This is a genomic window from Pseudarthrobacter sp. 10T415 (assembly GCF_056394175.1).
This window is the reverse complement of record NZ_JBFTHJ010000004.1, coordinates 242,610-254,636: the sequence shown is the minus strand read 5'-3', so window position 1 is coordinate 254,636 and position 12,027 is coordinate 242,610. Positions and strand designations below refer to the sequence as shown.

11 protein-coding genes and 1 riboswitch are annotated in these 12,027 nt (G+C 67.0%); of the genes, 7 read left to right on the top strand and 4 right to left on the bottom strand.

The features are described 5' to 3' along the window. The first annotated feature begins 86 nt into the window (after nucleotides 1-86). The 4 genes from AC1DBN_RS08585 to AC1DBN_RS08570 all read left to right on the top strand — a co-directional run bounded on the left by AC1DBN_RS08585 (nucleotide 87) and on the right by AC1DBN_RS08570 (nucleotide 2,208). Nucleotides 87-617 (top strand): ferritin, encoded by a 531-nt coding sequence (locus AC1DBN_RS08585; protein ID WP_477723003.1) that lies wholly within the window; start codon nucleotides 87-89, stop codon nucleotides 615-617. Between the two features lie 86 nt (nucleotides 618-703). Further along, nucleotides 704-769: riboswitch (guanidine-III (ykkC-III) riboswitch) on the top strand. Nucleotides 770-778: 9 nt separating this feature from the next. Next, the gene (locus AC1DBN_RS08580; RefSeq protein ID WP_091723450.1) at nucleotides 779-1,102 is read left to right on the top strand and encodes a DMT family transporter; all 324 of its coding nucleotides are present in this window, start codon (nucleotides 779-781) and stop codon (nucleotides 1,100-1,102) included. After that, nucleotides 1,102-1,461 (top strand): DMT family transporter, encoded by a 360-nt coding sequence (locus tag AC1DBN_RS08575; RefSeq protein WP_477723002.1) that lies wholly within the window; start codon nucleotides 1,102-1,104, stop codon nucleotides 1,459-1,461. Before AC1DBN_RS08580 ends, AC1DBN_RS08575 begins: the two co-directional genes overlap by 1 nt. Nucleotides 1,462-1,581: 120 nt before the next feature. Then, nucleotides 1,582-2,208 carry a nucleoside/nucleotide kinase family protein gene (locus AC1DBN_RS08570; RefSeq protein WP_056081018.1) on the top strand — a complete coding sequence of 209 codons (627 nt, stop codon included), beginning with the start codon at nucleotides 1,582-1,584 and terminating at the stop codon, nucleotides 2,206-2,208. 142 nt (nucleotides 2,209-2,350) lie between these two features. Here AC1DBN_RS08570 and AC1DBN_RS08565 read toward each other — a convergent pair whose 3' ends face one another. The 3 genes from AC1DBN_RS08565 to betT are packed head-to-tail and all read right to left on the bottom strand — an operon-like array spanning nucleotide 2,351 to nucleotide 7,607. Further along, on the bottom strand, nucleotides 2,351-3,934 hold the full coding sequence (locus AC1DBN_RS08565; protein ID WP_477723001.1) for a GMC family oxidoreductase: 1,584 nt from the start codon (nucleotides 3,932-3,934) through the stop codon (nucleotides 2,351-2,353). Between the two features lie 2 nt (nucleotides 3,935-3,936). Beyond that, nucleotides 3,937-5,436, bottom strand: coding sequence for an aldehyde dehydrogenase family protein (locus AC1DBN_RS08560; protein WP_477723000.1), 1,500 nt, complete (start codon nucleotides 5,434-5,436; stop codon nucleotides 3,937-3,939). Further along, on the bottom strand, nucleotides 5,433-7,607 hold the full coding sequence (betT, locus tag AC1DBN_RS08555) for a choline BCCT transporter BetT (protein WP_477722999.1): 2,175 nt from the start codon (nucleotides 7,605-7,607) through the stop codon (nucleotides 5,433-5,435). The genes AC1DBN_RS08560 and betT overlap by 4 nt, the downstream gene beginning before the upstream one ends. A 298-nt stretch (nucleotides 7,608-7,905) precedes the next feature. Between betT and AC1DBN_RS08550 the strand changes: the two genes are divergently transcribed. Both AC1DBN_RS08550 and AC1DBN_RS08545 read left to right on the top strand, forming a co-directional pair. Further along, nucleotides 7,906-8,208 (top strand): putative quinol monooxygenase, encoded by a 303-nt coding sequence (locus tag AC1DBN_RS08550; RefSeq protein ID WP_091723460.1) that lies wholly within the window; start codon nucleotides 7,906-7,908, stop codon nucleotides 8,206-8,208. Nucleotides 8,209-8,268: 60 nt separating this feature from the next. Next, nucleotides 8,269-8,919, top strand: coding sequence for an MBL fold metallo-hydrolase (locus tag AC1DBN_RS08545; RefSeq protein ID WP_314214792.1), 651 nt, complete (start codon nucleotides 8,269-8,271; stop codon nucleotides 8,917-8,919). Nucleotides 8,920-9,004: 85 nt separating this feature from the next. Here the strand turns inward: AC1DBN_RS08545 and AC1DBN_RS08540 are convergent, their stop codons facing one another. Then, complete coding sequence (locus AC1DBN_RS08540; RefSeq protein ID WP_091723462.1) at nucleotides 9,005-10,891, bottom strand: DEAD/DEAH box helicase; 1,887 nt, start codon at nucleotides 10,889-10,891, stop codon at nucleotides 9,005-9,007. Nucleotides 10,892-11,217: 326 nt separating this feature from the next. On the opposite strand from AC1DBN_RS08540, the gene AC1DBN_RS08535 reads away from it, so the two are divergent. Continuing rightward, nucleotides 11,218-12,024 (top strand): SAM-dependent methyltransferase, encoded by an 807-nt coding sequence (locus AC1DBN_RS08535; RefSeq protein WP_477722998.1) that lies wholly within the window; start codon nucleotides 11,218-11,220, stop codon nucleotides 12,022-12,024. Nucleotides 12,025-12,027 lie beyond the last annotated feature (3 nt).

The window sequence follows — 12,027 nt, the reverse complement described above, 5'->3', positions numbered from 1 at the left end:
CCCCAGCAAGGGACAGGGACAAACCTTGCGGGGCCCGATATTTCCCCCTCTGGTGGGGGCTCCGGTCCGTCCCTACACTCGGCACTATGACCACAACAACGTTCAACGCGCTCCTGTCCACCCAGATCGGCAACGAATTCACGGCGTCCCAGCAGTACATCGCCGTTGCCACGTGGTTCGCCAACGAGGATCTGCCCCAGTTGGCCCGCTACTTCTACCGCCAGTCCGTGGAGGAGCGGAACCACGCCATGATGATGGTCCAGTACATGCTGGACCGGGACATCCCCTTTAACATCCCGGGCGTTCCGGCCGTCCGGACCGACTTCGCCAAGGTCACTGAACCGCTGGCCCTTGCGCTGCAGCAGGAAAAGGAAGTCACCAGGAACATCGAGGACCTGTTCCGTGCTGCCCGCACCGAAAATGACGCCCTGGGTGAGCAGTTCATGCTCTGGTTCCTCAAGGAACAGGTGGAGGAGGTGGCGTCCATGACCACCCTGCTGAACATCGCCGAACGCGCGGACAACCTCTTCGACATCGAAAACTTCATCGCCCGGGAAACCGTCGGCGACGGCGGCCGCGACGCCAACGCACCGTTAGCGGCAGGCGGCGCGCTCTAACCCCCGGCCAACTGGGTAGCAGGCACCCGTGGTGAGCTTGGGCACCAACGGTGGCCACCCGGCGTCGGGCGTTGCTATGTTGTAAACCAAGGCTCCGCACCCGAGCCTCCGGACGACGGTTCAGTACCCGGCACGCGACAAGACTGGCCAAAGGATCTGTCATGTCGTGGTTAATCCTGGTTCTCTCCGGGGCGCTCGAAGCAGTCTGGGCCGCCGCCCTGCACCGCGCAGCGCAGGCAACCGGCAAACGCCGCATTGCCCCCTCCATCCTCTTCCTGGTCTCCGTCGCCGCCAGCACCGGCGGCCTGGCCCTTGCCATGCAAACCATCCCCACCGGCACGGCTTATGCGGTGTGGGTGGGCGTCGGCGTGGTCCTGACGTCCGCCTACGCGATGGCCAGCAAGGTTGAACGCCCGACGGCGGCGCGCCTGCTCCTGCTGACCGGCATCGCCGCGTGCGTGGTGGGCCTGAAGGTGGTGGCGTGATGTTGAAGCGTTCAGCTCCGTGGCTGGTGCTCCTGGCATCAGCCGTCCTCGAAGCGGTCTGGGCCACCGCGCTGGGCCTGTCCGACGGCTTCAGCAAACCGCTGCCCACGGTTGTCTTCCTGATCACCGCCACGCTCAGCATGCTGGGCCTGGGGATGGCGATCCGGTCCATCCCGCTGGGCACCGCGTACGCCATCTGGGTGGGGATCGGCGCCGCCCTCACAGTTGGCTGGGCAATGGCCACCGGAGTGGAACCCTTCAGCGTGCTGAAGCTGCTGTTCATTGCCGGAATCGTAGGGTGCGCCGCCGGGCTCAAGGCACTCCCCACCGAGAAGAAGCAGCCGGCTCCCGCAAGCTGACTTTCCCCACCTTTGAGGCGGGACGACGGCGTGTCCCGGCGGCTCGCCGTCGTCCGCCGTCCTGGTGGCCGCAAAGGTGGGGAGGTTCAGCGGCGCGGCCCTGGCCTTTAGGCTTTTGCCATGGACTCCCCCGAGATCGCCCAGGCCGTGGACGCGCTCCGGCGCCGGATAGCCCCGGGAACGCGAACCATCCTGGGCATCGCCGGGGCGCCCGGCTCCGGAAAATCCACCTTGGCCGCCTGGCTCCAGCAACAGTTCGGCCCCGGAACGGCGGTGGTGGTGCCCATGGACGGCTTCCACCTGGGGAACGCCATCATCGACGGAACCCCGCTGCGGGAGCGCAAGGGCGCCATGGACACGTTCGACGCCGGCGGATACCTGTCGCTGCTCCGGCGCCTGGCGGCACGGGACGAGGCGGTCGTTTACGCGCCGGAATTCCGGCGCACCCTGGACGAGCCTGTGGCGGCGTCGATCGCGGTGCCGGCCGACGTTCCGCTGGTCATCACCGAGGGCAACTACCTGCTGGCCGACCAGGAGCCGTGGAAAGAGATCCGGGCGCAGCTGGACGAGGTGTGGTTCCTGGAGACACCCCACGGGCTGCGGATCAGCCGGCTGGTGGCCCGGCACGCCTCATTCGGGATGGCGCCGGACGCCGCGGAGGCGTGGGCCAACGGGCCGGACGAGGCCAACGCGGTCCTGATCAGGTCCACCCGCCACGCTGCCGACCGCATCATTCCCTGGCTCTGACCATCCCCTTTTTCCACATCGGACAGACTGACGGCAGCACCGCTGGGGTTCCCCATCTTTGAGGCGGGACGACGGCGTGTCCCGGGGACACGCCGTCGTCCATTCCATCCTCACGGCGAAGGTGGGGAATTTCAGCGGCAGATCAGGCTGTGCGGGCGGCCCGGACCAGCTCGGCACACCGTTCGCCGATCATCATGGTGGTGATGTTCGGGTTCACGGTGGTCAGCTCCGGCATGACTGACGCGTCGGCCACCCGCAGGCCGGTGACGCCCTTGACCCGGAGTTCGGGATCCAGGGGCGACATCCGGTCCCCGGTTGCCCCCATCCGGACCGTGCCCGCGGGGTGGTAGACGGTGTTGTGGGTCTTACGGATGTACTCGGTGATCTCTTCATCGCTCTGGATGCCGGAACCCGGGTACAGCTCGGTTCCCACCCACTCGGAAAGCGCAGGCTGGGCCGCGATCTCACGGGCTTTCCGGATGCCGGCCACCATCACGCGCATGTCATGGCCCTCGGGATCGGTGAAGTAGCGCGGATCCACCTTGGGCTTGTCCCGGAAGTCCTTGCTGCGCAGCTTCACGGTCCCGCGGCTGCGGGCGTGCGTGACGTTGGGCGTGAGGCAGAAGCCGTTCTCCGTGGTGGGGAAGCCCTGGCGCAGGGTGTGCATGTCGAACGGTACGGACCCGTAGTGGAACATCAGGTCCGGGCGGTCCAGGCCGTCCTCGGTGGTGGTGAAGATGCCGGCTTCCCACCACTGGGTGGACGTCTGGGTCATGGGCTGCTTCGCTTCCCACTGGATGACGCCCTCAGGGTGGTCCTGCAGGTGCTCGCCCACGCCGGGTGAGTCCACCCGGACGGGGATGCCGAACTCCTCCAGCTGGGCCGCCGGGCCGATGCCGGAGAGCATCAGCAGTTTGGGCGAATCGATGGCACCGGTGGACACCACTACCTCGGCCCGGGCGGTGAGCTGGTGGGTCTTGGCGAAGGCGTTGTCCACCACGGCCACGCCGGTGCAGCGGTTGGCGTCGTCGAACGTGAGCTCCTTGGCGCGCAGGCCGGTCAGGAGGGTGAAGTTCTTCCGGTCCATGATGGGGTGGATGTAGGACACCGAGCTGGAGGACCGGGTGCCGTCGGCGCGGCGGTTGATCTGGAAGAAGCCGGCACCGTTGATCACCGTGTCGCCGGTGTTGAAGTGCGCCTTGGGGATTCCTGCCTGTTCGCAGGCTTCCAGCATGGCCCGGCCCGTGGGGTCCGACGCCGGGACGTTCATCAGGTGCACCGGTCCGGAGTCGCCGTGGTGCGGTGCGTCCGGGCCGGCGTCCTCATTGGTTTCCAGCTGCTTGTACAGCCGGTAAGCCAGGTCCGAGGTCCAGCCGGTGGCGCCGAACTTCTGCTCCCACTCGTCAATGTCCTCGCGCGGCGCCCAGAAGGCGATGCAGGAGTTGTGGCTGGAGCAGCCGCCCATCACCTTGGCCCGGGCGTGGCGCATGAAGGAGTTGCCGTTTTCCTGCTCTTCGATGGGGTAGTCCCAGTCGTAGCCGGATTCCAGCAGTTCCATCCAGCGGTCCAGTTGCAGGATCTCGGGGAGGTCCCGGTCGTCCGGACCGGCTTCCACCAGGGCAACTTCCAGCGATGGGTCTTCGCTGAGGCGGGAAGCCACTGCAGCGCCCGCCGAGCCGCCGCCGATCACGATGTAGTCGAAGTCCGTCTTTGCTGCTGCGCTCATTATCAGTTCCTCCCTGCAGGTGCGGCGGAGTGGTCCGCGAACCAGCCGGTGACCTGCGGATCGATGTTCTGGTAGACGTGCTTGGCTTCCTGGTACTCGGCCAGGCCGGTGGGGCCCAGTTCACGGCCGACGCCGGACTGCCCGAAGCCGCCCCATTCCGCCTGTGGCAGGTAGGGGTGGAAATCGTTGATCCAGATGGTGCCGTGGCGGAGGGCACGGGCCACCCGCTGGGATTTGCCGGCGTCCTGTGACCAGACAGCCCCGGCCAGGCCGTAGTGGGTGTCGTTGCCGAGCTTCACGGCCTCGGCCTCGCTGGTGAAGGTTTCCACCGTCACCACGGGCCCGAACGCCTCGTCCACCAGGACCGACATTCCGCTGGTGACCTGGTCCAGGACGGTGGGCAGGTAGTAGAAGCCCTTTTCCAGGTCCCCGGTTCCCCAGGAGCCGCCGCAGCGCAGGCGGGCACCCTCAGCAACGCCCTTGTCCACGTAGGCGGTGACCTTGTCGCGGTGGGCTGCGGAAATCAGCGGGCCGGTCTCGGCGTCGGGGTCGAACGGGCCGCCCAGCCGGATCTGGCCTGCACGGCGCACCAGCTCATCGACGAACTTCTCCGCAATGGATTCCTCCACGATCAGGCGGGCACCTGCGGAGCAGACCTGGCCGGAGTGGACGAACGCCGCGTTGAGGGCGTTGTCCAGGGCGGCGTCGAAATCAGCGTCGGCGAAGACGACGTTGGGGTTCTTGCCGCCCAGTTCCAAGGCAACCTTCTTGACCGAGGCGGCCGCCGAAGCAGCAATCACCTTGCCGGTCTCCAGGCCGCCGGTGAAAGAGACCAGGTCCACGTCGGGGTGGCTGGACAGGACGGAGCCCACGGTCTTGCCGTCGCCCAGGACCAGGTTCGCGACACCGTCGGGCAGTCCCAGCTCCTGGAGGACGTCCATCATCAGGATGGACGTGTGCGGAGTCAGTTCGCTGGGTTTGAGGACGAAGCTGCAGCCGGCCGCCAGCGCCGGGGCGATCTTCCAGGCCGCCTGCAGCAGCGGGTAGTTCCACGGCGCGATCAGGGAGCAGACACCCACGGGCTCGTACTCGATGCGGCTGACCACCATGGGGCTGCCGGCATCCACCAGGCGGCCGGATTCCTGCCCGGCCAGCTTGCCGAAGTATTCGAAGCAGTTGGCGATGTCGTCAATGTCGATCTCGCTTTCCACCAGGCGCTTGCCCGTGTCCAGCGTTTCGGCGCGGGCAAAGTCATTCTTGCGGTCGCGCAGCCGGTCGGCCACCTTGAGCAGGAACGAGCCGCGCTCCAGCGGAGACTTCCCGGACCATTCGCCGGCGTTGAAGGCAGCACGTGCAGCCAGCACCGCGCGGCCGGCGTCGTCAGCCGTCCCCTCGGCGACTGTGCCAACCAATTCGCCGTCCGCCGGGCAGTGAATGTCCCGCGTGCCGCCGTCGGACGCTCCGGTCCAAGTGCCGCCGATGAATAGCGTTGAGGCGCTCATTTCGTTTCCTCCTGCATGTCGAAATCGGATTCCCAATTGTCTTTAGCCACCTGGTCCTCGACCAGGACGGTGTTTCCGGGCGCTGCACGGTTCAGGTGCAGGAATTCAAGGTGCTGCTCGTAGTGGTCCAGGACATCGGTGATGACCTGTTCCCGGGTGTATCCCATGAGGTCGTAGCCGTGGCTGCCTTCCTGCGAGAACACTTCCATCCGGTAGTAGCGGTCCTCCGGATCGGCGCGGCGGGTGGCGTAGCTGGGCGTCTCGTACTGGACCGGGTAGATCTGGTACTTGAACGCCCGCTCCTCCCCCATGGCCAGCTGCAGGTCGATGCTCTGGATGCCGCAGGGCTCCACCGTGGCTACCGTCAGCGACGTCTCGGCGCCCTGGGATTTGAGCTCCGCCTCGACGTCCTTCAGCGCCGGAAGTGCCACGGTTTCGGCAAACCGGGTTGTCTGTTTGCGGCCCGGGTAGCTCATGGCGCGGGTGAGCCGCTGCCGCCAGGTCCGTCCGCCGCGCTGGTCCAGGGACCTGCCCGTGATGATGCCGGGCAGGCTGGCGCGGTAGCTGTCGTTGAGTGAGTTCTCCACCCGCAGTGCCTTGTAGAGCCCCAGCATGATCAGCACCAGCAGCAGTGAGAGCGGCAGGCCCATGATGATAGTGGCGTTCTGCAGCGTGGGAACGCCACCTACCGTCAGCATGGCCAGGGTCAGCAGGCCGGTGGCTACTGCCCAGAAGACGCGCATCCACTCGGGGCCGTCGGAATCGGCGTCCTTGAGGTGCGAGGTGAAGTTGGACATCACCAGGGCGCCGGAATCGGCCGAGGTCACGTAGAAGAGCAACCCGGTGAACGTGGCCACGGCGGCGGTGACGGGTACGGCGGGGTACTGTTCCAGCAGGCTGTAGAAGCCGCGTTCCGGGTGGCTCATGGCCGCCTCGCCGAACGCCGCGTTGCCGTTCATGATCAGGTCAAGGCTGGAGTTTCCGAAGATGGAGATCCACAGCACGATGAAGATGAAGGGAACGGTCATGGTGCCCAGGACGAACTGGCGGATGGTGCGGCCACGGGAAATGCGGGCCAGGAACAGCCCGACGAACGGGGCCCAGGCGATCCACCAGGCCCAGAAGAACAGAGTCCAGGCGTTCATCCAGTCCGTGGGCCGGTCATAGGCGAAGGTGTCCAGGGTCATGGCCGGGAACCGGCTCATGACGTCGCCGATGTTCTGGGCGATCCCATCCAGCAGGAAGCTGGTCTTGCCGGTGACCAGGACGAAGAGCATCAGGGCGACGGCCAGGATCACGTTGAGTTCGGAGAGCCGCCGGATTCCCTTCTCGACGCCGGAAACCACTGACACGGTGGCCATCACCACGGACAGGACGATCAGGCCGATCTGTACGGCCAGGTTCTCGGGAATGCCGAACATGAAGTTCAGCCCGTAGTTGAGCTGGACGACGCCGATGCCCAGTGACGTGGCGATCCCGAAGATGGTGCCAAGGAGGGCCGCGATGTCCACCGCGTGCCCCACCGGCCCTTCGATCTTCTTGCCGAAGATGGGGTAAAGGGCGGAGCGGATGCTCAGCGGCAGGTTGTGCCGGTAGGAGAAGTAGCCCAGCGCGAGCCCCATGAGGGCGTACAGCGCCCAGCCCGTGATGCCGTAGTGGAACAGCGTCCATACCAGGGCCTGGCGGGCGGCCTCCGGGGTTCCGCCCTCGCCCTGCGGCGGGGCCAGGTACTGGCTGACCGGTTCGGAGACGGAGAAAAACATCAGGTCGATGCCGATGCCGGCGGCAAACAGCATGGCCGCCCAGGTGAACATGCCGAACTGTGGTTTGGAGTGGTCCGGCCCGAGCTTCGTCTTTCCCACCCGTGACAGGGCGGCCACCAGGACGAAGATGACCACGGCGGTGACGATCATGAAGTAGTACCAGCCCATGTTGGTGGACACCCAGCCCACCATGGCCCCGATGACCGCCTCCGCGTTGTCCTTGGCCAGGATGGCCCACAGGGCAATCGCCACCACACCGGTGGCGGAGCCCAGGAAGACTGTCTTGTTGACCCGGGTTTTGGCCGCCGGGCCGGCGCTGTTGTTGGTGTCTCCGCCGTTCGCGGGTGGCTTTAGTTCTTCTTTCTCAGGACCCGTGGTGTCCACGGGCGGTACTGCATTCTGGCTCATCAGATCCCGTTCCAGTTTTGAGGCTGCGGTCCAGACGCCGGGCGTACGGTGCCGCTCAGGGCACACCGAATGAAGATCAGGCCGGGCGTCGTATTGAGTCTGGCTTGGCTTTCGACGCTATCAACCGGTCCACGGAAGGGCAGACTTTTATGAATCCGGTCACGGCGGCCCGTGATGCGGCCAACGGCCTAAATCGCGCGGATGCGCCCGGGTTTGCAGGGGAAGAAAGCAGTCCCGGTGCTGGTTGCAGCAGTAGGGTTGGCTGGACCGGCCCTACTCCCACAAGCCAAGGAGCACCATGCCCGCCATTGTCCATTTTGAGGTTCGGATCGATCCTGCACGCCGGGATGAGGCCGCGAAGTATCTGGCCGAAACCCTCGCCGCCACCCGCGCCTGGCCCGGCAACCAGGGCATCGAGGCGCTGGTGGACGACGCCGATCCCTGCCACATCCTGGTGGTGGAAACCTGGGCCACAACGCAGGACCATGACGACTACGCGGCCTGGCGCACCACTCCGGAGGGCAAGAGCACCCTGGGCGAGATCCTGGCAGCACCCCCGTCCAAGCAGGTCTACTCGGAAACCCTGCCGCTGGGCCTGTAGCGCCGGTATGGCGGCCCGGGTTCCGGAGCCCGGGCGCCCGGCGTCCCTAGACTGAAGCCTATGGACTCACTTCTGTACGACCTGCCGGCACTGACCATCCGCAGTATCTCCGTCAGCGAGATGGACAACAACGTGTACCTGCTGACGGCGAAGGAGAGCGGCGCCCAACTGTTGATTGACGCCGCCGACGACCTCCCGGCCATCCGGCAGCTCATCGCGGACGGCGCCGCGGACACCAAGGCCGAGCCGCACTTGGCCCTCATCGCCACCACGCACCAGCACTGGGACCACGTACGGGCGCTGAAGGAACTCGTGGAGGCTACCGGGGTACGCACCGCCGCGGGAACGGACGACGCCGAGGCGCTGCCCGTTCCGGTGGACGTCCGGCTCAGCCACGGCGACGTGGGCACCTTCGACGGCTTCAACGTGACGGCGGTGCACCTGCGCGGCCACACACCGGGCTCAATCGCGTTTGTGTACGAGGACCCTGAAGGGCCGGCGCACATCTTCTCCGGCGACTCCCTGTTCCCAGGCGGCGTGGGCAACACCCAGAAGGACCCGGAACGGTTCGCCCAACTCCTGGACGACGTCTCGGAGCGGCTGTTCAACGCCTACCCGGACACCGCCGTCGTCCATCCCGGCCACGGCAAGCCCACCACCCTGGGCGCCGAACGGCCGCACCAGGAGGAATGGCGCGCCCGCGGCTGGTAGCCCTTAAAAACGAGTGCTCCGTAACTGCCCTTATGAAGCTTCAAAAGGACAGTTACGGAGCACTCGATGAACTATCTAGCGGGGATTAGCGTCCGCGGCGCTCGTTCGACGCAGGCGCGGAAGCGCGGCGGGGACCGCTGCGTGCCGGACGGCCGGAACCGTTACCCGAGCCAGCGCTGTAGGAACCGCCCGAGGTGCCGCCGGTGTTGGAGGACCAGACTGCCTTGGAACCGCCGCTGGCTGCTCCGGCGGAACGCTGGCCACGGCCACCGGACGCACCGGCTGCTGCACGCTGGCCGGTAGCCGGACGTCCGCTGCGCTGCCCGCCGCCCGAAGCGGGACGGCCGGAGCCGCCACGGGGTGCCTCGCTGCGGGTAATGCGTGAATCGGTGCGGCCCTCCGAAGAGCGTCCGTCCGAACCGCGGCCGGCAGCTGCACGGCCGCCTGCTGCGGGGACGTCGTTGCGGTGGGTGCTGGCGGTGCCACGGCCGCGGGCATTGCGCCGGGCAGCTGCTGCCGCCACGGAGCGGTCCTCGTTCTGCTCCCGCACGGCGTCGACCGCGGCGCGGGCCTCGGTGCGGCCTTCGAAGGCAGCAGCGCGGCGCTGGGCGCGGGGAACGTCGGTACGGGTGGGCTCGGCGGAGACCTTGCCCCTGCCGCCACGGCCGCCGCGGCCACCGGCCGACGGGGACGCCTGGCGGCGGGCGCGCTTGCGCTCGGCGTTGGCACCGGTGGAGGTGCCGCCGCCCTGCTGCGCAGCCTTCTTGGCCAGCAGCGCAGCGCGGGTCCGCGGATCGATCTTGTCAGCCATTTCGCCCACCAGGTCGGCGACCAGCGGGGAGTTCGCGGTGACGCGCTCGAAGCTGACCTCAACACCGGCGGCCTTCATCAGCTTCTTCACGTCGGACTGCTGCTCCGGCAGGGTCAGCGTGACCACGGTGCCGTCGGAACCGGCGCGGGCGGTACGGCCCGAGCGGTGCAGGTACGCCTTGTGCTCGGTGGGCGGGTCCACGTGGATAACCAGTTCGACGTCGTCCACGTGCACACCGCGGGCGGCGACGTCGGTGGCCACCAGGACGCGGACGTCACCGTTGGAGAACTCGGCCAGGTTGCGGTCACGGGCGTTCTGCGAGAGGTTGCCGTGCAGGTCGACGGCGGGAATCCCGGCGTCGGTGAGGGTCTTGGCCAGCTTGCGGGCGTGGTGCTTGGTCCGCATGAAGAGGACGCGGCGGCCGGCGCCGGAGGCGAGCTCCACGATCAGCTGCTTCTTGACGGTCTGGTCGTTGACGACCAGCACGTGGTGTTCCATGGTGGTCACCGCGGCCTGCGGATCATCCACGGAGTGGGTCAGCGGGTTGGACAGGTAACGCTGGACGATCTTGTCCACGCCGTTGTCCAGGGTGGCGGAGAAGAGCAGGCGCTGGCCCTGGCTGGGGGTCATGTCCATCAGCTTCTTGACCACGGGCAGGAAGCCGAGGTCCGCCATGTGGTCTGCCTCGTCGAGGACGGTGATTTCCACGGCTTCGAGGGTGAGGATGCGCTGGCGGATCAGGTCCTCCAGGCGGCCGGGGCAGGCGATGACGATGTCGACGCCGGCGCGCAGCGCCTTCTCTTGGCGGGCCTGGGAGATGCCGCCGTAGATCACGGTGGTGTTCAGGCCGGCGGCCTTGGCCAGCGGCTCGATGGTGGCGTTGATCTGGGTGGCCAGTTCACGCGTGGGTGCCAGCACCAGGCCCATGGGGCGGCCGGGCTTGCGGAAGTGCTTGGCTTCCCGCTCAGCGAGTCTTGCTACAAGCGGGATAGCGAAAGCGATGGTTTTACCGGAGCCGGTCCGGCCGCGGCCCAGGACGTCGCGTCCTGACAGCGTGTCCGGAAGGGTCTTGACCTGAATGGGGAACGGCTCAACAATTCCCTGCGCGGTAAGGGTGTCTGCAAGTGCCTTGGGAGTTCCAAGGGCAGCGAAAGTAGTCATGTATATATACGGTCTTTCAGGCGGTATCCAGGCGGATATCGGCCCCCGGCACCGGTTGGACCAGGGGTTCGCCGAAGAAAAGTCAGGTGATCAACCGTGCTGCTGCATAAAGGGGCAGCCAGCCGGGACCAAATGGAACGCGTTCATCGACGCAGGATGTGCCTCTCACATGAAAAAAGCCCTGTCCCTAAATGAAGGGTTACCAGGGCATCACTGCACATCAAGTTCCACTATCGTAGCATCCCTGCCCCATCGGCGTATAAGTGGCGGCCTCCGCGGCCAGTTCAGCCGTTGCCGTGCGGGGTGCCACAGGGCAGGGTTGAGGCATGAGCGAACACGCGGCGCACCACCACGAAACGCACGACGACGGCGCCTCCATCGGCGGCCACGGCACCAACGCGGACAGCACCAGTGCGGACCACCACAGTGCTGACGGCACCAGCGCGGAACATAACGGAGCCGAAGGCGCCAGGGCTGCCATCGATCCGGCCGCGGCCTGGGACGAGCGCTACCGCACCAAGACGCGGCTCTGGAGCGGAGACCCGAACCCGCAACTGGTCCGTGAAGCCGGGGGCCTGAAACCGGGACACGCGCTGGAACTGGGCTGCGGCGAAGGTGCCGACGCCATCTGGCTGGCCCATCACGGCTGGACGGTCACCGCCGTCGACGTCTCAGCGGTTGCCCTGGAACGGGCGCGGTCCCACGAAAAAGCCGTGTTCGCGCGCGAGAGCGTGCAGGCTGCGGAGGGTGCGCCGGCCAGCCGTATCACCTGGCAGCAGGCCGACCTGGAACAGTGGCAGCCTGAGGGCGCCTTCGACTTGGTGACCTCGCAGTTCCTGCACTCCGAGGAACTCGACTGGCGGCTTCCGCTGCGGACCGCAGCAGCGGCCGTGAAACCCGGCGGGACGCTCCTGGTGGTTGGGCACCACCCGGACCGGCTGCCGCCGTGGGGCGGCGGGCACCACCACGGGGACATGTTCTACAAGGGTGAGGACCTAATCCGGGAACTGTCCCTGGAGGGCCCGGGCTGGCAGGTGGAAGTGCTGACCAGCCGGGAGCGCCCGGTTACGGGGCCGGAGGGCCAGCAGGCCACCATCGCGGACGTCGTGCTGCGGGCCACCCGGCTCCCCTGACCG